This window comes from Blastomonas sp. (assembly GCF_046294995.1).
Taxonomy (GTDB): Bacteria; Pseudomonadota; Alphaproteobacteria; order Sphingomonadales; family Sphingomonadaceae; genus Blastomonas.
Genome location: NZ_JBKBOG010000004.1, coordinates 41,739 through 60,866, shown reverse-complemented (window position 1 = coordinate 60,866; position 19,128 = coordinate 41,739). Strand labels below are relative to the sequence as shown.

Here is a 19,128-nt window from a genome sequence, read left to right as displayed (position 1 = left end):
ATTGTCGATGGACCCGCCGCATCCGACGCGTTAACCTCCCGGTTAAAAGCAGCACAGAGGATGACACAAGGATGAGCGACACCATGGAATTGCAGCGCGCAAGCGACGACCAGACCGGCCCGTTCGTCCGCCCCGATGTCGCGATGCTGCTGGCGATGCTGGCCGCCGCAGGCGCGCCGCCGATGAACGAGCTGACCCCCGCCGATGCGCGTGAGGCCTATCGCATGATGCGCTTCGTCGCCGATGCAGAGCCCACCGAACTGGCGATCGTGCGCGACCTCAGCTGCCCCGGACCTGGCGGCGAGATCGGCCTGCGCTATTACGATGCGCGCGAAACCCGCGAGGCAGGTCCTGTGATCATGTTCTTCCATGGCGGCGGCTTCGTGATCGGCGATCTGGATACGCACCACCCCTATTGCACCGCGCTGGCAGCCGCAGTCGACCTGCCGGTGATCGCGGTCGATTACCGGCTGGCGCCCGAACACCCCTTCCCCGCAGCGCCGCAGGACTGCGAGGCCGCGGCACGCTGGCTGGCGGACAACGGCAGCACGCTGGGGCTGGACATCACCGGCCTCGTCTTCACCGGCGACAGCGCAGGCGGCAATCTCGCGATCGTCACCACCCAGGCGCTGGTCGCCAATCCCGCAGCCGTCCCGGTGATCGCGCAGGCGCCGCTGTACCCGGTGGTCGATTCGTCGCAGACCGGCGGATCGTTTACTCAATTCGCCGAAGGCTATCTGCTCACCGCCGATACGATGAACTGGTTCGGCAACGCCTATGCCGCCACCCCCGGTGACGTGCGCAACGACTGCATCAACGGCGATCTTGCCAGCCTGCCGCCGACCTTGTTGGTCACCGCCGGGCTCGACCCGTTGCGGGACCAGGGCCGCGATTTTGCCGCGCGCGCCATCCTGGCGGGCGTCGACGTGACCTTTATGGAAATGCGCGGGACGATCCACGGCTTCATCTGCCTGCGCAAGGGCGCGCCCAGCGCGCAGGGCGATTGCGATGCGATCTTCCGCGCGATGAACGCCATGCTCAAGCCGTAGGCGCAAAGTCGCGCGCGGCGAAGGGGCGGGATTGCCGCGACAGCCCGGCGTTCGCCGCAACAATGCGCCTGCCGACGATTGTTCAATTGCCTTTTCCGTGCGCTGACCGCTAAGGCGTGCACCATGAGCGAATTTGACAGTCTTCCCTATCGTCCCTGCGCGGGCATCATGCTGGTCAACAACGATGGCAAGGTGTTCGTCGGCCAACGGCTGGATAGCAGCGCCGACGCCTGGCAGATGCCACAGGGCGGGATCGATCCGGGCGAGGAACCCGAACAGGCTGCCTATCGCGAACTGGGCGAGGAAACCGGCATCGCGCCGCATCTCGTCGAGATCATCGCACGCTCGCGCGACGAGCATCTTTACGACCTTCCCACCGACCTCATGGGCAAGATGTGGGGCGGCAAATATCGCGGCCAGCGCCAGTTCTGGTTCCTGATGCGCTTCATGGGCACCGATGCCGATATCGACATCGAGACCGACCACCCTGAGTTCCGCACATGGCGTTGGGTTCCGGCAGAGAGCCTGGAGGGACTGATCGTGCCTTTCAAGCGACGGTTGTATCGCGCGGTGGTGGAAGAGTTCCGTCCGCTGATCTAGGCTGCATGCTTGCTTCAGCCCGAGTGGGGAGACCAGCCTTGACCGCAACCCGCGCGTTGCTCTGCGCAATCGCAGCGATCTTGTGCGCTGCCCAGCCGCTGGCCGCGCAGGTGCCCGATGGCGTCTCCAAGCTGATCGATACCGCGCTGCGCTCGGGCGATCAGGCCGGGCTCGACGCGGTCCTGCGCTATGCCAAGCAGGCGCACCCGCAATCGGCAGAGGCGATCGACGCGCAGGTCGCAGCCTTCCGCACCGACAGCTCGACCAGCAGGCAGGCCTTCGTCCCTGTACCGGTCCCCGTTCCGGCCGCTCCGGTCGTGGTGGCGCAGGCCGCCGCATCCGGGTCTGCGCCCGCTGCCGCGCCAGCGGTGAAGGAAACCGCGGCGGCCGACATCAAATATACGGGCGAAGGCGAACTGGGCGCGTTCACCAGCACGGGCAACGCGCCGGGAATGGGATTCGCCGCCGGGCTAAAACTGACCGCCGAAGGAGAGGACTGGCGCCTGGGCCTGCTCGGGCGCGCCGATTACCAGGAAACCAACGAAGTGGTCGTGCGCGAACAGTACCGCGTCAGCGCCGAGCCCAACTACAAGTTCAACGAGCGCGGCTATGTCTATGGGCTGGGCCAGTATGAGCAGGACCGGTTCCAGGGCTTCCACGCGCGCTACAGCGTCTCGGGCGGGATCGGCTACAGCCTGCTGACCGGCGATGATGCCAAGCTCAACGTCAAGGCGGGCCCGGCGTGGCGGTTCACCAGGCTGACCACGGGAACGGACGAATCGGTGCTGGCGGGCCTGGCCTCGGTCGATATCAAACTCAGGCTGACCCCGACGATCAGCCTGTCCGAAGCGGCCAGCGCCTATGTCGATGAAGATCGCAGCACCCTGTTCTCGGTCGCCGCGCTCGACAGCCAGCTGATCGGCAAACTGAAGGCGCGGTTGTCGTACACCGTGCAGTACGAATCGACGCCCGCGATCGGCCGCCAGCCGACGGATACGACGAGCCGGTTGACACTGGTTTACGGGTTTTGATGTCGAATTAGCCTTACCGTTTATCGTCACCCCCGCGCACGCGGGGGTCCCGCTTGTGCGCATTGGTTAGCAAGAAAGCGGGATTCCCGCGTTCGCGGGAATGACGGGACTATGGGTATCCCACATTGTTCCAAAACCCGTTCTCCGGCGAAAGCCGGAGCCCAGGAGTTGGATTGCACTGCAGCCGCCCTGGATTCCGGCTTTCGCCGGAAAACGGAAGCTACCGAATGCGATTAGAGGCTCAAGGCTGCTCGGTAATCGGGGTCACCGTCGGCGTCGATGCCACCGCTTCGGCAGAGAGCACCGGCTTGGTGGCGGCCTTGTCGATTGCGGCGATCAGCCGGGCGGATTCGGTGCAGGCGGAGGTGCAGATCGCTTCGATCCGCACCAGGTTGCGCCGTGCCTTTTCCACCGCGCCGCGCTGGATCATCGCCTCGCCCTGGCCTGCAAGCGCCGCGACATCATTGGGGTCAAGCCGCAGCGCCTCGCGATAGAAACGGATCGCCTTGCCCGGCAAGCCCTGCGCGCTGGCGACCTGCGCGAGCGCGATATAGGCGCCGCGATTGCCCGGATCGACCGCCAGTGCGGCTTCGTAAAGATTGATCGCATCGTCGAGGCTGCCGGTCTGCTGGACGCTCGATCCTTCATCGACCAGCGCCTGCGACACGGGGTTGACCGCATGGCGCATCGGTTGGCCGATACTGGTGCTGGATACGGTGGCAAGCAACAAAGACAGCGCGACGGCTGCGGGCGCAAAACGCATGATATTCTCCCAGGCTGACCGCAAGGCTAACACGACCGCATCGCTCTTGTGAAGAAAAAGCCATCGGTGCCGTCGTGATGCGGCGTCAGGAGGATTCCAGCAGACTGCGGCGCGGGATCGCCCGCATCTGCCAGTTCACCATCCAACCCAAGCAGGCGGCCAATGTTCATATGTTCCAAGGATATATGCCAACCGGGCTGACCATACAAGGCGCGCGCGACCTGCCGTGCCCCCTCGTCGGGCAGCAGCGAGCACACCGCATAGACCAGCGTCCCGCCGGGCCGCACCAGCCGCATCGCGATCTCGATCAGCCGCGCCTGCTCGGCGACCAGCCGGTCCAGCCGCTCGGGGGTGAGCCGCCAGCGCGTTTCGGGGTTGCGGCGCCAGGTGCCCGACCCGCTGCACGGCGCATCGACCAATACGACATCGGCCTGGCCGGCAAAGGCTTCGAGCTTTTCCCACTCACGCCGTGGATCGAGCAGCAACGTCTCGATACTGTCCGGCCCGGCGCGCCTGCGCCGCGGTTCCATCGCCGCGAGCCGGTCGCGGCTGGTGTCCGATGCGATAATCCGCGCCTCAGGCAACATCGCCGACAGCGCCAGCGTCTTGCCGCCCGCCCCCGCGCACAGATCGATCACCAGCGTGGCATCGGGAACGTCGCACGCCGCGACGATCGCCTGGCTGCCCCAGTCCTGCACATCGATCGCGCCTTGCTGCCATAATGCGCTGTCCTCGACAGCGGTGCCGTTGGGCAGCCGTGCGGCGCGGGGCAGCGCATCGCTGAATTCGATCTCGGGCCATTGCGCGCTCAGGGCCGTACGATCGGTACGCTGAGGATCGAACCGCAGGTCGAGCGCGGCGCGATCGAGCAGCGCGTGCTTCTCGGCGGCATCGAACAGCCCGGGCAGCCGCGACTCGATCCAGCCGGGGATCACCCCGCCGGTGGCAACCGGTTCAGCATCGCCCAGCGGCGCAGGGCCATAGCCGCTGCCGTCGAACAAGACGGCAAGCGCGGCATCCTCGCGCGCCAGCCCCGCCATCGCGGCGCGGCCGTTATCGGGGATCTCACCGAAGCGCCGCACCGCGCGATAGGCGAGGTCACGCACCGCGCGCCGGTCGCCCGATCCCATATACCGCCGGTCGCGGAAGAAATTGCGCGCCAGCGTATCCGCGCTCGCCCCCTGCCCGCGCGCGGCATTGAGGATCGCATCGACCAGGTCGATCGCCGCCTGGACACGGGCCGAAGGGTTCATTCGCCGCGCTCGGGCGTAGCTGCGCTGCGATCAGAGTCGATCTGCGCGAACAGCCGGTCATATTCCCCGGTCTTGGGCACCGGCAGGCACCGGTGTGCCATCGCCTTGCCCGAGGCTTCCGCCACCAGTTGCGCTGCCGTCTGGTCGCAATCCGCTTCGCTGGCAAACAGACTTGCCACCCGCTCGATCTCGAACCCGCCCGGCTGATCGGGCGCGGCCCAGACCAGCATCAGCATATAAGGGACCAGTTCGATCATCGTGCGTCAGCGGGTCGGGTAATTGGGGGCCTCGCGCGTGATCGACACGTCGTGGACATGGCTTTCGCGCAGGCCCGCATTGGTGATCCGCACGAACTCGGCGTTGCGGCGCAGCGAATCGATCGTCGGCGATCCGGTATAGCCCATCGCCGCCTTGATCCCGCCGACCAGCTGGTGGACGACATCGCGCGCCGGGCCCTTGAACGGCACCTGACCCTCGATGCCTTCGGGGACGAGCTTGAGCTGGTCCTTGATGTCCTGCTGGAAATAGCGGTCGGCGCTGCCGCGCGCCATCGCGCCGACGCTGCCCATGCCGCGATAGCTCTTGTAGGCGCGGCCCTGGTACAGGAAGGTTTCGCCCGGCGCCTCTTCGGTGCCCGCCAGCATCGACCCGATCATGATCGTCGAAGCGCCTGCGGCCAGCGCCTTGGCAGCATCGCCCGAGGTGCGCAGGCCGCCATCGGCGATCACCGGGATGCCCGACTTGTCGGCTTCCTCGGCCGATTCCATGATCGCGGTCAGCTGCGGAACGCCGACACCGGCGACGACGCGGGTGGTGCAGATCGATCCGGGGCCGATGCCGACCTTGACGCCGTCGGCGCCCGCATCGATCAGCGCGCGGGTGGCGCTGCCGGTCGCGACGTTGCCCGCGATCACCTGGACGTGGTTCGAATATTTCTTGATCGCCTCGACCGCGACTGCGACCATCTTGGAGTGGCCGTGCGCGGTATCGACCACGATCAGGTCGCACTCGGCATCGATCAGCGCCTTGCTGCGCTCAAGACCCGCCTCGCCGACGGTGGACGCGGCAGCGACGCGCAGGCGGCCTGCGGCATCCTTGGTCGCATCGGGGTTCATCACCGCCTTTTCGATGTCCTTGACCGTAATCAGGCCGATGCAGTGATAGTCCTTGTCGACCACCAGCAGCTTTTCGATCCGGCGCTGGTGCAGCAGGCGGCGCGCTTCTTCCTGCCCGACATCGGCGGGCACGGTGGCAAGGTTGTCGCGCGTCATCAGCTCGCGCACCGGCTGGTTGGGGTTCTCGGCAAAGCGCACGTCGCGGTTGGTCAGGATGCCCGCGAGACGGCCCGAGGCTTCGACCACCGGGATGCCCGAGATCGAATGCAAGCGCATCAGCGCCTGCGCTTCAGCGAGCGGGGCATCGGGGGTGATGGTGATCGGGTTGACCACCATGCCGCTTTCGAAGCGCTTGACCTGGCGGACCGCGGCGATCTGCTCTTCGATGCTCAAGTTGCGGTGGAGCACGCCGATGCCGCCCAATTGCGCCATGACGATCGCCATCCGCGCCTCGGTCACGGTATCCATCGCCGACGACAGCACCGGGATGTTGAGCTTGATCGTCTTGGTCAGATAGGTCGAGGTATCTGCCTGGCTGGGCACGATTTCCGACGCTGCGGGACGCAGCAGAACATCGTCAAAGGTGAGGCCGAGGGGGATGTCCATGCGCGATGCCACTTTCGATTGCTGATTCGGTCGGTCTATCCGCGACCGGTGGCGGCCCATGTAACCAAGCTGCGCCTCAATCGCCAGTGGTTGCGGGGTTATATTTCGCCTCATCGGCAAAATGACGCGCCAGCTCGACATGCAGATTGGCGTCATCGGTCGCACCGCCCAGCGGCGTCGCATCGGTCAGCTCGTCTTCGGGTTGGTGATAGACGCTGGTGAGGAATGCCTGCAGCAGCGTCATGTCCGAAAACGATCCGCCGGCCATGATCGATTTGACCCCCTTGGCCGCCAGCGCCCAGCCGTCCTGCCGGCGGATGAAGGCGTTGGCCTCGGTGTCGGTATCGACCGTTCGGCCCATGCCGATCGCGATTTGATCGACGATCTCGTCAAGCCCGCTCTCGCCGCGCCCGACGATCGCCACCGGCGCATCCTTGGGCGCGATCGCGACGGTATCGACGTTGAGCGCGACCACGATCTGGTCGAGCGGAACGACAGGGTTGTCGGCGAAATGATACGCGCCGAGCAGGCCGCGCTCTTCGGCGGTGGTGCCCATGAAATAAACGTCGCGGTCAAGCGGTGCGCCGCTGGCCGCATTGCGCGCCAGCCGCTCGGCGACGGTGAGCAGCACCGCCATGCCGCTGGCATTGTCGACCGCACCATTGCAGATCCGGTTTTCGGCCTCCTCGCTGCGACAGATGCCCAGGTGATCCCAATGGCCCAGCAGCAGCACCGCACCCGACCCTGGCTTGGCGCCCGGAATCTTGCCGATGACGTTGTGGCTGGCAAAGCTGCGCACCTGCGTGCTTGCGGTCAGATCAAGCGTCACCGGCAGCTCGACCGGCGCGAAGCCCGGTTCGCGCGCGCGCCGGGTGGCGGCCTGGAGCGACAGACCGGCGGGCCGCATCAGCGCATCGGCGGCGTCCGCACGCAGCAGGCCGTGGATCGACGCGCTGACATCGTCGTTCGCCAGCCGCATCGATCCGGATGCCAGCGACGCGCGCGCGCTGCTCCACGATGCGCCTTCGGACGCAGTCACAAGCACGGCCGATGCCCCCGCCTGGGCGAGCATTTTTTCACGGTCGCGCCTGCCCGGCAGCTTGGCGGCACCGGCGAAATCGGGCTCCCCCGACAGCATGATGACGATCCGCCCGCGCACATCGGCGTTGAGCTTGCCATCGGCACCCACGCCATAGCCCACGAACAACGGTGCGCCGCTGACGCTGTCGGTCGGGTTGCGACTTGCAAGGATCAGCGCATCGTTGTCGACCTTCAGCGGCCGGGAACCACGCATCGCCTGGAAGCTCTGCGCATAAGGCTTGCGCTCGACGAGCGGCACCGGCTGAAACCAGGGCCTCGCTGGATCATTGGTGCCCGAAACCAGGCCATAGGATGCCCAGGTCTTGGCGAGATAATCGAGCGTCTTGGTCTCGCCCGATGTCCCCGGCGCACGCCCCTCGAAATCGTCGCTTGCCAGCACGGCGATATGGCTGCGCACTTCGCTCTCGCTGATCGGCGCGGGTCTTTCCTGCGCAGCAACGGGGATCTGAAGAAATGCCGCCGAAACGGCGAGGGCGGAGAGGGCGCGACACCCGAAGGAAATGATCATGCCAACCTCATGGCGCAAACCGACGCCGTGGTGCAAGAGAGGCGTGCGCGGTCAGCCGATCGCCTACCCCTAAAAAAACGAGGCTGTTGCAAATATGCCCCGCACCCGGCTGAGCATCTGCCAGCGCAAACAGAGCTTCGCCGACGAGGCACAGGCGGTGCACGCGGCGCTGGCAGCGGACATCGACCTGCGCGTCTATGCCTGCGACCGCTGCGGGCGTTACCATCTGACCAGCCGGTTGAAGGGAAAGCGGCGGTTGCGCGCGTCGTGAAAACGGGGACGCTCCGTATCAATCCAAACAGAATCAGTCGGTTATCCGTATTCTAAATAAGTCCATCCGATGACAAACCGATGTTGCGTCGTAAGCAATTGTGTTTTGGACAACTTCATAAAATTGCGTCCAAATGCATTACGAGTGCATACTTTGCATTATGATTCGATGCTGCATTGCAATATAGTAATCATATGGAGATTCGTATTCCCCTTGCATGTGTTGCTATCGGGCATAAACCGAATCGCGGTCGCGCCTGGTTCGACAACTTGAATTGGCGCAGTAACTGCATCTATTGCCAGACATCGCTTATCAAGACGTTCAATGGCTGGCGCACGTTCCGCGACTGCGACTACGATGTCGGCCGCTGCAGCAAGGATGAAGCGAAAGTGCTGACCCGGGCGGACTCTGCCGAGCGGGCCAGTCGGACGTCGAAGCCCTTCTGACTTCGGTTACCAGGGCCTGCACGAGTAGGCGCCGTTCCTGCGCCCGAGCGCAAGCAACCGCGTAAAGCGCGCCGCTCACGACCAGTGATGCAAATATACGTAAATTTCGCACGCAATTGAATGCAGACACTATCGAACTGTGGACGATGCATGAGACGATTACATGAGCGAGCCGCTTGACCCGACAGTCTTGAAACGAAGACATCGCCCTTACGATGACCGTCCCGTGCAAGTGCATGAGTCTCACGTCGCCTTGGTGCGAGGAGCGATATTGCCTTGATGGATGCCCAATTATTTCTATTGAAATAACGGATGGTTACCAGATGGTATCTCTGATCTAGTTGTATATCCAAATTGCAGTTCTAATTGACGCAATTGCACCACAATCAAATGTCTCATTTCGATGCGATCATCACAACATAAGTTACAATAACTGTTTTGACTCCATGTTGCAGTGCAGTATGTTAACAATATGTCGATTCGCGTCCCCTTTATTTGTCTTTTTACGGGTCACAAGCCCGCTCGACGCCGCGCATGGTTCGACAACCTCAATTGGCGAAGCAATTGCAAGCATTGCAATACTGCGATGATCAAAAGCTTTTCGTCGTGGAGAGCGTTGGAGGCGGCTGACCTCAGTCCCAAGCGCTGCGGAAAAGACGAAGCAAGGTCGCTGGGCAAGGAATACAAGAAGAGGACAAAGAAGCGGCCGACGCGCCGCACCGATCAAGGACTGTCGCTTACAGGCCGTTGATTATGAAGCCTGGCCGCTGGTCGCCCGGTCATGCGCCAGCACCTCGTACGCCATCACCGCCCCTGCCACCGCCGCGTTCAGGCTGTCGGCCTTGCCCAGCATCGGGATCTTGACCAGCAGGTCGCACGCGGCCTCATAGTCCGCTGGAAGCCCCTGCGCCTCGTTGCCGATCAGCAGGAAGGTCGGGCTGACATAGGCCGCGCCGCGATAATCATTGGTGGTGTTGAGGCTGGTGCCGACCAGTTGTCCCGGGCCTGCGCGCAGCCAGGTGAGGAAGTCGGCCCAGTCCGCCTGTGCCAGCGGCACGGTGAACACCGCGCCCATGCTGGCGCGCACCGCTTCGACCGAAAACGGATCGACGCACTGGTCGACCAGGATCAGGCCGCCTGCCCCCACCGCATCGCAGGTGCGCAGCATCGTGCCCAGATTGCCGGGATCGCGCATCGCCTGCGCCACCAGCCAGATGCCCGATCGGCTGCGGTCGAGCCGCGCCAGCGATGTGGGCAGGTCGGCGAACACGCCGAGCACGGTCTGGGGGTTGTCCTTGCCCGAGATCTTGGAGAGGATGTCGGTGGTGGTCTCGTAGATGACGCCGCCAGCGTCCGCCACCGCGCGCTCGAGCGCATCGACCAAAGGGTGCGGATCGCGCTGCTGGCCCAGCCAGAGCGCTTCCGGAACGATGCCCGCTTCGCGCGCCTCGGTCAGCAGCCGCAGGCCTTCAGCAAGGAACCGCCCCTCGCGCTTGCGGTGCTTCTTCTCGCGCAGCGAGCGCGCGGCCTTGACCGCGGGGTTGGAAAAGCCGGTGATGATGTGCCGTTCGATGGTCATGGCGTATCAGGCGGGACGATCAGTCCTCGCCGAAGCCGTCCATCACCAGCCCGACGAGCTTCTTGAGCGCGGCATCGGCGCCATCACCCTCGGCGGTGATGGTGATGCTGTCGCCGCGCGCCGCGCCCAGCATCATCAACCCCATGATCGAATTGCCGGTGACGGTGTTATCGTCCTTGCTGACGCGCACCTGCACCGTTTCGGGCAGGCGCGCCACGGCGGTGACGAACTTGGCGCTGGCACGGGCGTGGAGCCCGCGCGCATTGGTGATCATCACCGTTTCGGCGATCATCGCGCGCTTTCCTGCCCCAAAAGGTCGGACGCGACGCTGATGTACTTCTGCCCGGCATCGCGCGCGGCGGCGACCGCGTCGCGCACGTTCATCGACCGGCGCGCGCCTTCGAGACGGATCAGCATCGGCAGGTTGACGCCTGCGATCACCTCGACGCGCCCGGCATCGAGCAGCGAGATAGCAAGGTTGGAGGGCGTGCCGCCGAACAGGTCGGTCAGCACGATCACGCCCTTGCCGTTATCGACCTTGGCGATGGCGTTGGCGATGTCGACGCGGCGCTGCTCCATGTCGTCATTGGGGCCGATGGCGATGGTTTCAATGTTCTGCTGCTTGCCGACCACATGTTCCATCGCGACCAGAAACTCCTGTGCGAGCCGTCCGTGGGTGACGAGAATAAGACCGATCATAGGGGGTGCTTGTACCAATGTGCCTATATCTGAGCCAGAACTTATCTGAGCCAAGAGATTTGGTTCGTGAGGATATCTCGGTCAGACCATATGCCGAATGCCTCACCCCTCCTTGCCCGCTCGTGCCGCCATCATTCGGGCGGCTTGCCGGGACTTCCTTCTATGGCATCGACAGGTCGTGACGTCAGGTTGCGATGCTGGACAGTGGGACAAAAGCCCGCATCTTGCAAGCGCTTGGTTATCTGCTCGGCGACGAACACCGAGCGGTGTCTCCCGCCGGTACACCCGATCGCGATGTGGACATAGGCCTTGGCCGACGCCTGATAGCGCGGCAGCAGGAAGCTAAGCAGGTCGACGATCCGGTCGACCGCGCCCTGATAGGCAGGGTCTGCCATCACGAATTCCCCCACCTGCGCATCCAGCCCGGTCAGTTCGCGCAAGCCCCTGTCCCAGTGCGGATTGCGCAGGAAGCGCATGTCGAACACCAGATCGGCGCTGGGCGGCATGCCGCGCGCGAAGCCGAAGCTGGAAAGGATGATGCTGGTCGGCGACTGGTCGAGCGCGAAGCGGCGGCGGATTTCCTGCTGCAGATCGGACAGCGGCATGTCGGTGGTGTCGATGACGTTCTCGGCCCAGCGGCGCAGCGGCTGCAGCCATTCGCGCTCCTCGGCGATCCCCGCCTCGGCCGAGCGATCCTGCGCCAGCGGGTGCCGCCTGCGGGTTTCGGCATAGCGCCGCTGCAGCTCGCGGCCCGCGCAATCGAGAAACAGGGTGCTCACCGCATATTCGGGGCGCTGCTCCAGATCGCGCACCTGCCGCACGATCGAGGCCGGATCGAATCCCCGGGTGCGCGTGTCGAAGCCGATCGCCAGCGGCCGGTCCTGGCCGCTCTGCCCCACAGGATGCGGGGTATCGATCAGCAGCGGCAGCAGCCGGATCGGGAAATTGTCGATCGCCTCCCAGCCCAGATCCTCGAGCGTCTTGAGCGCGGTGGTCTTGCCCGCGCCCGACAGACCGGTGACCAGCATCACCCGCTGGCGTGGTGGCGCGCCGATGTCGGCAGCGGCGTCAGCAGCTCCATCAGCGGCGTGATCAGTGTTCGCATCGGTCATTTTGCCACCCCGGTGCGGCATGCATATGGCCGCAGACAAGCGCCAGACCTAGACCTTGAGCCCATAGGCATGCAACGCCATTTCGGCCTTGATCGCAAGCACACGGCTGTCCGGGGTCAACCCGATCTGCGGGATCGCGACCCCCAGGATCACGCGCTGGTCGCACCGCTCGATCCAGCGCGGGGCGTCGCGATTGAGCTCCACCAGCAGCGCCACCGGGCATTCGGGCCCTGTCGCCATCGGCATCAGCCCCAAGTTGCGAACCTCGATCTGCCCGGCGATGTTCTGCGCCGGCGTCGCGATGAGACCTGCGCCCGCGCAGCGCAACGCCACCTGGTCGTCGCTGATCAGCCGCGCGCCGCGATCGATCAGCGCCAGCGCCAGTTCCGACTTGCCGATGCCCGATTCGCCGGTGATCAGGATCGCCGCCCCGCCGATGCTCACGCAGCTTGCCGGATAGGTGCACTGTTCCCCAGGCTGCATCGCGTCCTCCCCCTCCTCGCCTTGCGCGTCCGTCGGTCTCAGGCCGATGATATCGGCAGCCCGTTGCGTTCGATTCCCGGCAGACTGATGTCGAAGCACGCACCCGGTTCGCCATCGTCGCGGTCATCGACGCTGATCGTGCCATGATGCCCCTCGATGATCGTGCGCGCAATCGCCAGCCCCAGCCCGCTGTGCTGGCCGAATGCCTCGCCCTCGGGGCGCGCGCTGTGGAAGCGGCGGAAGATCTCCTCGCGCTCGGATGGCATCACGCCCGGCCCTGCGTCGATCACCCGCACCAGCACCCGCCACTGGTCGTCCATGCGCACCTGCGTCGCCTCGATCCGCACCAGCCCGCCGGGCGGCGAGAAAGACACCGCATTGTCGAGCAGGTTGGAGATCACGCGTTCGAGCCTGGTCCCCTCGCCCATCACCACCGCCACCCCGCGCCTGGGCCGGGCGAACACGATCTCGCGCCCGTGGTTGAGCCCGCGCGCGCGGCGCAGTTCGAGCAGGTTCTCGATCATCTCGCCCAGATCGATCGGCTCGAACCGGGTGCGGGTGAGCTGCGCATCGACCCGCGAAGCTTCCGAAATATCGGTGATCAGCCGGTCGAGCCGCCGCACATCGCTGCATGCGATATCGAACAACTGCGCGCGCAAACCCTCGTCCTTGACGCTGCCCAGCCCCTCGAGCGCTGAACGCAGCGAAGCGAGCGGGTTCTTGAGCTCGTGGCTGACATCGGCGGCGAACGCCTCGGTCGCGTCGATCTTCTGCCTGAGCGCCATGCTCATGTCGGACAGCGAGCGCGCCAGCAGGCCGATCTCGTCGCCGCGCGAGGGCAGCCGCGGCACGACCACCTCGCGCGCGCGGCCCAGCCGCACCCGCACCGCAGCGCTCGCCAGCCGCCGCAGCGGCTTGACGATGGTCCGCGCCAGAAACAGCGAGAACAGCACCGACACCAGAGCCGTCGCCAGCACGATCAACGTCAGGTTGAAGCGCTCGGCGCGGACGATGCGGGTGATGTCGCGCGCGTTGTAGCTGGTGAACAGCACGCCCGATCCGCGCGGCAGCGCGATCGCGGCGCTGAGCATCGGGGTGCGATCGGGGGCATAGCGCATCCGGGCGTGCGCGCGCGCACTCGTCCGCGCCGCCACCGCCTCGGCCCAGTTGGTCAGGCGGTCGGGCTGGCGTTCGACATATTTTTCGACCTTCTGTGCGCCGACCAGCCAGTCGAACCCCTGATCGAGCAGCCGCGCGGCATGGCGCTGCCATGGTTCGTCGGCGGGATCGCGCGGGACATAGGTCGGCGGCGCGAACGCAAAGCTGTCGAGCTGCACCGCGCCATCCGCACCATAAAGCCTCACCCGCGACGAATAGCGCCGCGACACCGCCTGGATCATCGCGATCCGGGCGGGCTGGTCGAGCGATTCCAGCGCGTGCGCCAGCAGCCATATGCTCTGCTGTTCCTGCTCGAGCCGCTCGTGGATGATCTGCTCGCGATAGCTGTCGAGATACAGCAGGCCGCCGCCCAGCATCGCGACCGCGAAGATATTGACCGCCAGAATGCGCCAGGTCAGCGAGACCCGTCGCGTCCAGCCCATCGGCAGCGTGGGCGGGCTACTCGCCCGAGAAACGGTAGCCGGCGCCATACAATGTATCGATCGCTGAGAACTCGGTATCGACTTCGCGGAACTTGCGCCGCAGCCGCTTGATATGGCTGTCGATGGTGCGGTCATCGACATAGACGTCGTCCTGATAGGCCGCATCCATCAGCTGGTTGCGGCTCTTGACCACGCCGGGCCGCGCCGCGAGCGCTTCGAGGATCAGGAATTCGGTGACGGTCAGCGTCACGCGCTTGCCATCCCAGCTGACCATGTGCCGCGCCGGATCGATCTCCAGCCGCCCGCGCACGATCGGCTCGGCGGCAGGTTCGTCGCTGGCATCGGCGGGCGAGCGCATCGGTTCGGCGCGGCGCAGGATCGCCTTGATCCGCGCGATCAGCAGCCGCTGCGAGAACGGTTTGGAGATATAATCGTCCGCCCCCATCGCCAGGCCCAGGGCCTCGTCGAGCTCCTCGTCCTTGGAGGTCAGGAAGATCACCGGAACGGCGGAATGCTCGCGCACCCGGCGCAACAGCTCGAGCCCGTCCATCCGCGGCATCTTGATATCGAACAGGCACAGGTCGGGCGGCGTTTCGACGATCGCCTTCAGCGCAGCCTCGCCATCCGAGTACAGCCGCGTCACGTATCCTTCCGCCTGCAGCGCAATCGATACCGATGTCAGAATGTTGCGGTCGTCGTCGACCAGCGCAATCGTTGCGGCCATGCCGGGCTGAACCCTCCTCGATCAATATCTGCCGGTCGCATATCGCAGCGGCAGGGACAACAGCTTTGTGCGGCACAGTGTGTGGTCCCTGCCCGCACGATTTGCCCACCCATGTTATGACACCGGTAGCAGCTATTGACAGGGTGCGTATCGGTAGTCTTGGACGGGTGGAGAAGTTCGATGAATTACGCGAGTCGTCTCAACGAAGTGAGGCGCTGGTCCGTGGGCGCAGGCCCAGTCCTTGGCGACCGCGACATGGGAGAATTGTACCAGTGGCTAAAATTTCGAAAGTTTCGCTTGCCGATCAGGGCATTACCGCAACCGACAACCAGCTGTGGAACCTTGGAACCGAGGCACTGGTGGAAGAGGCCCTGCGCAATGGCGAAGGTTCGCTGGCCGCCGGCGGCGCGCTCGTGGTCGCGACCGGCAAGCACACCGGTCGCAGCGCCAACGACAAGTTCATCGTCCGCGATGCCGAGACCGAAAACTCGGTGTGGTGGGGCAAGACCAACGTCGCGATGACCCCGGAAAACTTCGCCGCGCTCAAGGCCGATTTTCTCGCCTTCCTCGCCGAAAAGCCCAAGCTTTACGTGCAGGACCTGTTCGGCGGCTCGCAGGCAGAATACCGCGTCAACGTTCGCGTGATCAACGAATTCGCTTGGCACAGCCAGTTCATCCGCACGCTGCTGGTCCGCCCGACGCCTGACCAGCTTGCCGATTTCGCACCCGAATACACCATCATCGATCTGCCCAGCTTCCGCGCCGATCCCGCCAGGCACGGCACCCGCAGCGAAACCGTGATCGCGGTCAACCTCACCGAAAAGCTGATCCTGATCGGCGGCACCGCTTATGCCGGCGAGATGAAGAAGTCGGTGTTCGGCATCCTCAACTATCTGCTGCCGACCAAGGGCGTGATGCCGATGCACTGCTCGGCCAACATCAGCCCCGAGGGCGAAACCGCGGTGTTTTTCGGCCTGTCGGGCACCGGCAAGACCACGCTGAGCGCCGATGCCAGCCGCACGCTGATCGGCGATGACGAGCATGGCTGGTCGGACACTGCGGTGTTCAACTTTGAAGGCGGCTGCTACGCCAAGATGATCAACCTCTCGCCCGAAGCCGAGCCCGAAATCTACGCCACCACCAAGCGTTTCGGCACGGTGCTCGAAAACGTGGTGATGGACCCTGCCACCCGCACGCTCGACTTCGCCGACAACACGCTGGCGGAAAACAGCCGCGGTTCGTACCCGATCGACTTCATCCCCAACACGTCGAAAGACAATCTGGGCCCGGTGCCGAAGAACATCATCTTCCTCACCGCCGATGCCTATGGCGTGCTGCCCCCGATCGCGCGGCTGACGCCCGAACAGGCGATGTACCACTTCCTCTCGGGCTATACCGCGCGCGTCGCCGGCACCGAAATCGGCGTGACCGAACCCTCCGCCACCTTCTCGACGTGCTTCGGCGCGCCGTTCATGCCGCGCCACCCGTCGGTCTACGGCAACCTGCTGAAAGAGCGCATCGCCAAGGGCAACGTCACCTGCTGGCTGGTCAACACCGGCTGGACCGGCGGCAAGTACGGCGTCGGCAACCGCATGCCGATCAAGGCGACCCGCGCCTTGCTCAACGCTGCGCTCGACGGCAGCCTGGGCAACACCGAGTTCCGCACCGATCCGAACTTCGGCTTCGAGGTTCCGGTGAGCGTGCCGGGCGTCGATAGCGCGATCCTCGATCCGCGCGGCACCTGGGCGGACAAGGCGGATTACGACGCCACCGCGCAGAAGCTGGTCGGCCAGTTCATCGACAACTTCGCGCAGTTCGAAGACCATGTCGATGAAGCGGTCCGCGCCGCTGCCCCGCAACGCCAGTCGGTCCCCGCCTGATTGCCCGGTCAACATCGGGCGCTTCGATACGAAAGCCCGATCATGACCGGACGTACGATACTCTACTTTGAAACGTCATCAGCCGTTCGCCTTATGGGCGAGCGGCTGATTGCTGCCAGCCTGCCGCGATCCGCATGGACGCACGAGGCGCACATCGCCGCGTGTCTGTGGCTGATCGACGAGCGCCGCGACCTTGATGCAGCGCGCGACTTGCCGCAGATCATCCGCCGCCACAACGACAGCGTCGGCACGCCCAACACCGACAGCAGCGGCTTCCATGCGACGATTACGCATTGCTATGTCACGGGCATTGCCGCGTTTCTTGCGCGCATTGATGCGACGCTGCCGCTGGTCGCCAAGGTCAGTATGCTGCTCGACGCGCCGGAGGGAAGGCGCGACTGGCCATTGCGGTTCTACTCGCGCGACCGGCTGCTTAGCGTCGAGGCGAGGCGTGCGGTGATTTTACCAGATCTGGCGCCGTTGCCGGCATGAATGGCGTGGGCAGCGCCCCGCGCCCATGCTAGATTTCATCGTTCTCCGGCGAAAGCCGGAGCCCAGGAGTCAGATTGCACTGCATCCGCCCTGGATTCCGGCCTTCGCCGGAAAACGTGTCGATGCGAGCATGGGAGTTAGACGCATGGATTTCCTCAACACCATCGTCGGCCAACTCGGCGGAACCGACAGGATCGCCAGCCTCGCTCGCCAGGTCGGCCTCAGCGAAGCGCAGGTGCAATCGGCGATGGCAGCATTGGGCAAGGCCGCACCGCAGCCCCGCGACACCGTCACCACCGCTGCGCAATCGACCGGCCTGCCGATGGACAAATTGAACGAACTGCTGGCGCAGGTCGGCGGCGAGGATGCGCTGAAAAAAGTCACCGGCTTCCTCGACCGCGATGGCGACGGCAATCCGATGAACGACATCATGGGCTTTGCGAAGAAGTTCACCGGCAAATGATGTGACCGTGCGCCAGCCGTGCGTCCGTCAGGGGATGATGCGCTCGGCCCGCAGCTGCTCGAACAGCGCGAAGAACGCATCGTCGGTCGGCTGATAGCCGGTAAAGCCCATCCGCCGGCTCTTCGACATATCGGTGACCACCTCGATCGGGCGGCCCAGATCGGCATCGGTGTGCCAGGGCGACGCCAGCCGCGCGAGATCGGGTTCGACCAGCTGCTCGCGCTCGGCGATCTTGCGCCAGACATCGCCGTCATCGGCCATCTGCTGCGCCAGCGGGCGCTCGGTGCCGTCGAAAGGCGCAGGGCTCAGACCGAACCAATCGGCGATCCGGCCCCACATCCATTCCCAGCGGAAGATATCGCCGTTGACGATATTGAATGCCTGATTGTGCGCAGCCGGGGTTTGCGTGGCCCACAGCAATTGTTGCGCGAGCTGGCCGGCGTCGGTCATGTCGGTGAGGCTGCGCCATTGCGCTGCTGAGCCGGGAAAGGTGAACGGCCGCCCGGTCTCGCGGCACAAGGTCGCATAGACCGCCAGCGTCGTGCCCATGTTCATCGCATTGCCGACGGCCTTGCCGATCACGGTGTGCGGGCGGTGAACGCTCCAGGTGAAGCCGTCGCGCCCGGCGGCGGCGAACAGCTCGTCTTCCTGCGCATAATAGAAGTTCTCGATATCGAGCCGCCCCTGCTCCTCGCGAAACGGCGTCTGCGGCAGCGAGCCTTTGCCGTACGCCTCGAACGGGCCGAGATAGTGCTTGAGACCAGTGACCAAAGCGACATGGCGCGGGCCTTTGGGCAGGCCAGCGAGCAGGTTGCGCACCATGCTCGCGTTCACCCGGATGTTCTCGGCCTCGGTGTCCTGCCGAAGCCAGGTGGTGATATACACCGCGTCGGGGTGGATATCGGCAAGCGCTGCCGCGGTGGCGTCCGCGTCGAGCAGATCGGCGGACACCGGGAGGACACCCGCCTGATCGGTGCCGCTGCGGGCGAGCCCGTAAACCGTCCATCCCTTCTCGACCAGCAGCGCCGCAGTCGCGCTGCCTCCGATCCCGGTGACACCGGCCACCAAAGCTGTCTTGCTCATCACGAAATTCCTTAGCGGCGTGGGGGGATCGAACGATGTCAACGCCCCGCGTGCCGCTTGGCTCCGTTGCTTTGCCACCTGATCAGGAAATCCGCCCGTTCTTAAATCCTCCCCGAGCTCGTCTCGGGGAGGGGGACCATCCGAAGGATGGTGGAGGGGAAGCGGGATGGCACAACAATCGGACGGCAGCACGATCCCGCTGCCCCTCCACCCCCCGCTACGCGGGCGGTCCCCCTCCCCCAGCAAGCTGGGGGAGGATTTGGACTGCA

At 64.9% G+C, this 19,128-nt stretch carries 21 protein-coding genes; 8 read left to right on the top strand and 13 right to left on the bottom strand.

Annotation, left to right across the window (positions count from 1 at the left end; translation table 11 throughout):
* Window positions 1–71: 71 nt before the first annotated feature.
* From ACK4R0_RS07285 to ACK4R0_RS07275, 3 genes are all read left to right on the top strand, one after another.
* A complete protein-coding gene (locus ACK4R0_RS07285) occupies window positions 72–1,049 on the top strand; it encodes an alpha/beta hydrolase (protein WP_409672417.1) in 978 nt (325 codons plus the stop codon).
* 123 nt (window positions 1,050–1,172) lie between these two features.
* Window positions 1,173–1,649, top strand: a complete 477-nt coding sequence (locus ACK4R0_RS07280; RefSeq protein ID WP_409672414.1) for an RNA pyrophosphohydrolase — start codon at window positions 1,173–1,175, stop codon at window positions 1,647–1,649.
* A gap of 38 nt (window positions 1,650–1,687) precedes the next feature.
* On the top strand, window positions 1,688–2,680 hold the full coding sequence (locus ACK4R0_RS07275; protein WP_409672411.1) for a YdiY family protein: 993 nt from the start codon (window positions 1,688–1,690) through the stop codon (window positions 2,678–2,680).
* 241 nt (window positions 2,681–2,921) lie between these two features.
* Here ACK4R0_RS07275 and ACK4R0_RS07270 read toward each other — a convergent pair whose 3' ends face one another.
* The 5 genes from ACK4R0_RS07270 to ACK4R0_RS07250 all read right to left on the bottom strand — a co-directional run bounded on the left by ACK4R0_RS07270 (window position 2,922) and on the right by ACK4R0_RS07250 (window position 8,026).
* Complete coding sequence (locus ACK4R0_RS07270; RefSeq protein ID WP_409672408.1) at window positions 2,922–3,443, bottom strand: tetratricopeptide repeat protein; 522 nt, start codon at window positions 3,441–3,443, stop codon at window positions 2,922–2,924.
* A gap of 26 nt (window positions 3,444–3,469) precedes the next feature.
* Window positions 3,470–4,696, bottom strand: coding sequence for an RsmB/NOP family class I SAM-dependent RNA methyltransferase (locus ACK4R0_RS07265; protein WP_409672405.1), 1,227 nt, complete (start codon window positions 4,694–4,696; stop codon window positions 3,470–3,472).
* Window positions 4,693–4,953, bottom strand: coding sequence for a hypothetical protein (locus tag ACK4R0_RS07260; RefSeq protein ID WP_409672402.1), 261 nt, complete (start codon window positions 4,951–4,953; stop codon window positions 4,693–4,695). The genes ACK4R0_RS07265 and ACK4R0_RS07260 overlap by 4 nt, the downstream gene beginning before the upstream one ends.
* A 6-nt stretch (window positions 4,954–4,959) precedes the next feature.
* On the bottom strand, window positions 4,960–6,417 hold the full coding sequence (guaB, locus tag ACK4R0_RS07255) for an IMP dehydrogenase (protein ID WP_409672399.1): 1,458 nt from the start codon (window positions 6,415–6,417) through the stop codon (window positions 4,960–4,962).
* Between the two features lie 76 nt (window positions 6,418–6,493).
* On the bottom strand, window positions 6,494–8,026 hold the full coding sequence (locus tag ACK4R0_RS07250; RefSeq protein WP_409672396.1) for a M28 family peptidase: 1,533 nt from the start codon (window positions 8,024–8,026) through the stop codon (window positions 6,494–6,496).
* A gap of 94 nt (window positions 8,027–8,120) precedes the next feature.
* Here ACK4R0_RS07250 and ACK4R0_RS07245 point away from each other — a divergent pair, with 94 nt between their 5' ends.
* Together ACK4R0_RS07245 and ACK4R0_RS07240 are read left to right on the top strand one after the other, a co-directional pair.
* The gene (locus tag ACK4R0_RS07245; RefSeq protein WP_409672393.1) at window positions 8,121–8,297 is read left to right on the top strand and encodes a hypothetical protein; all 177 of its coding nucleotides are present in this window, start codon (window positions 8,121–8,123) and stop codon (window positions 8,295–8,297) included.
* A gap of 194 nt (window positions 8,298–8,491) precedes the next feature.
* Window positions 8,492–8,743 (top strand): hypothetical protein, encoded by a 252-nt coding sequence (locus tag ACK4R0_RS07240; RefSeq protein ID WP_409672390.1) that lies wholly within the window; start codon window positions 8,492–8,494, stop codon window positions 8,741–8,743.
* 751 nt (window positions 8,744–9,494) lie between these two features.
* Here ACK4R0_RS07240 and ACK4R0_RS07235 read toward each other — a convergent pair.
* The 7 genes from ACK4R0_RS07235 to ACK4R0_RS07205 form a co-directional block, all read right to left on the bottom strand.
* Window positions 9,495–10,322 carry a TrmH family RNA methyltransferase gene (locus tag ACK4R0_RS07235; protein ID WP_409672388.1) on the bottom strand — a complete coding sequence of 276 codons (828 nt, stop codon included), beginning with the start codon at window positions 10,320–10,322 and terminating at the stop codon, window positions 9,495–9,497.
* Window positions 10,323–10,341: 19 nt separating this feature from the next.
* Window positions 10,342–10,614 (bottom strand): HPr family phosphocarrier protein, encoded by a 273-nt coding sequence (locus ACK4R0_RS07230; protein ID WP_409672385.1) that lies wholly within the window; start codon window positions 10,612–10,614, stop codon window positions 10,342–10,344.
* Window positions 10,611–11,021: a PTS sugar transporter subunit IIA gene (locus ACK4R0_RS07225; RefSeq protein WP_409672382.1), complete on the bottom strand. Its 411-nt coding sequence runs from the start codon at window positions 11,019–11,021 to the stop codon at window positions 10,611–10,613. The genes ACK4R0_RS07230 and ACK4R0_RS07225 overlap by 4 nt, the downstream gene beginning before the upstream one ends.
* 131 nt (window positions 11,022–11,152) lie before the next feature.
* A complete protein-coding gene (gene rapZ, locus ACK4R0_RS07220; RefSeq protein WP_409672803.1) occupies window positions 11,153–12,049 on the bottom strand; it encodes an RNase adapter RapZ in 897 nt (298 codons plus the stop codon).
* 132 nt (window positions 12,050–12,181) lie between these two features.
* On the bottom strand, window positions 12,182–12,616 hold the full coding sequence (locus ACK4R0_RS07215; protein ID WP_409672379.1) for an HPr kinase/phosphorylase: 435 nt from the start codon (window positions 12,614–12,616) through the stop codon (window positions 12,182–12,184).
* A 38-nt stretch (window positions 12,617–12,654) separates the two neighbouring features.
* A complete protein-coding gene (locus ACK4R0_RS07210; protein ID WP_409672376.1) occupies window positions 12,655–14,265 on the bottom strand; it encodes an ATP-binding protein in 1,611 nt (536 codons plus the stop codon).
* Entirely contained in the window at window positions 14,234–14,941 is a 708-nt protein-coding gene (locus ACK4R0_RS07205) for a response regulator transcription factor (RefSeq protein ID WP_409672373.1), read from the bottom strand. The genes ACK4R0_RS07210 and ACK4R0_RS07205 overlap by 32 nt, the downstream gene beginning before the upstream one ends.
* Window positions 14,942–15,213: 272 nt before the next feature.
* Between ACK4R0_RS07205 and ACK4R0_RS07200 the strand changes: the two genes are divergently transcribed.
* From ACK4R0_RS07200 to ACK4R0_RS07190, 3 genes are all read left to right on the top strand, one after another.
* Window positions 15,214–16,821: a phosphoenolpyruvate carboxykinase gene (locus ACK4R0_RS07200; RefSeq protein ID WP_409672370.1), complete on the top strand. Its 1,608-nt coding sequence runs from the start codon at window positions 15,214–15,216 to the stop codon at window positions 16,819–16,821.
* 42 nt (window positions 16,822–16,863) lie between these two features.
* Window positions 16,864–17,313 carry a hypothetical protein gene (locus ACK4R0_RS07195; RefSeq protein ID WP_409672367.1) on the top strand — a complete coding sequence of 150 codons (450 nt, stop codon included), beginning with the start codon at window positions 16,864–16,866 and terminating at the stop codon, window positions 17,311–17,313.
* Window positions 17,314–17,458: 145 nt separating this feature from the next.
* The gene (locus tag ACK4R0_RS07190; protein WP_409672365.1) at window positions 17,459–17,776 is read left to right on the top strand and encodes a hypothetical protein; all 318 of its coding nucleotides are present in this window, start codon (window positions 17,459–17,461) and stop codon (window positions 17,774–17,776) included.
* A gap of 27 nt (window positions 17,777–17,803) precedes the next feature.
* On the opposite strand, the gene ACK4R0_RS07185 is transcribed toward ACK4R0_RS07190, so the two are convergent.
* The gene (locus ACK4R0_RS07185; protein ID WP_409672362.1) at window positions 17,804–18,859 is read right to left on the bottom strand and encodes an SDR family oxidoreductase; all 1,056 of its coding nucleotides are present in this window, start codon (window positions 18,857–18,859) and stop codon (window positions 17,804–17,806) included.
* Window positions 18,860–19,128 lie beyond the last annotated feature (269 nt).

Bases quoted from the DNA above. Each gene is read 5' to 3' on its own strand.
- ACK4R0_RS07240 (WP_409672390.1), top strand. From the start codon at position 8,492: ATGGAGATTCGTATTCCCCTTGCATGTGTTGCTATCGGGCATAAACCG.
- ACK4R0_RS07285 (WP_409672417.1), top strand. From the start codon at position 72: ATGAGCGACACCATGGAATTGCAGCGCGCAAGCGACGACCAGACCGGC.
- ACK4R0_RS07265 (WP_409672405.1), bottom strand. From the start codon at position 4,696: ATGAACCCTTCGGCCCGTGTCCAGGCGGCGATCGACCTGGTCGATGCG.
- guaB (WP_409672399.1), bottom strand. From the start codon at position 6,417: ATGGACATCCCCCTCGGCCTCACCTTTGACGATGTTCTGCTGCGTCCC.
- ACK4R0_RS07230 (WP_409672385.1), bottom strand. From the start codon at position 10,614: ATGATCGCCGAAACGGTGATGATCACCAATGCGCGCGGGCTCCACGCC.
- ACK4R0_RS07250 (WP_409672396.1), bottom strand. From the start codon at position 8,026: ATGATCATTTCCTTCGGGTGTCGCGCCCTCTCCGCCCTCGCCGTTTCG.
- rapZ (WP_409672803.1), bottom strand. From the start codon at position 12,049: ATGCTGGTCACCGGTCTGTCGGGCGCGGGCAAGACCACCGCGCTCAAG.
- ACK4R0_RS07280 (WP_409672414.1), top strand. From the start codon at position 1,173: ATGAGCGAATTTGACAGTCTTCCCTATCGTCCCTGCGCGGGCATCATG.
- ACK4R0_RS07185 (WP_409672362.1), bottom strand. From the start codon at position 18,859: ATGAGCAAGACAGCTTTGGTGGCCGGTGTCACCGGGATCGGAGGCAGC.
- ACK4R0_RS07215 (WP_409672379.1), bottom strand. From the start codon at position 12,616: ATGCAGCCTGGGGAACAGTGCACCTATCCGGCAAGCTGCGTGAGCATC.
- ACK4R0_RS07270 (WP_409672408.1), bottom strand. From the start codon at position 3,443: ATGCGTTTTGCGCCCGCAGCCGTCGCGCTGTCTTTGTTGCTTGCCACC.
- ACK4R0_RS07260 (WP_409672402.1), bottom strand. From the start codon at position 4,953: ATGATCGAACTGGTCCCTTATATGCTGATGCTGGTCTGGGCCGCGCCC.
- ACK4R0_RS07205 (WP_409672373.1), bottom strand. From the start codon at position 14,941: ATGGCCGCAACGATTGCGCTGGTCGACGACGACCGCAACATTCTGACA.
- ACK4R0_RS07245 (WP_409672393.1), top strand. From the start codon at position 8,121: ATGCCCCGCACCCGGCTGAGCATCTGCCAGCGCAAACAGAGCTTCGCC.
- ACK4R0_RS07190 (WP_409672365.1), top strand. From the start codon at position 17,459: ATGGATTTCCTCAACACCATCGTCGGCCAACTCGGCGGAACCGACAGG.
- ACK4R0_RS07210 (WP_409672376.1), bottom strand. From the start codon at position 14,265: ATGGCGCCGGCTACCGTTTCTCGGGCGAGTAGCCCGCCCACGCTGCCG.
- ACK4R0_RS07195 (WP_409672367.1), top strand. From the start codon at position 16,864: ATGACCGGACGTACGATACTCTACTTTGAAACGTCATCAGCCGTTCGC.
- ACK4R0_RS07225 (WP_409672382.1), bottom strand. From the start codon at position 11,021: ATGATCGGTCTTATTCTCGTCACCCACGGACGGCTCGCACAGGAGTTT.
- ACK4R0_RS07235 (WP_409672388.1), bottom strand. From the start codon at position 10,322: ATGACCATCGAACGGCACATCATCACCGGCTTTTCCAACCCCGCGGTC.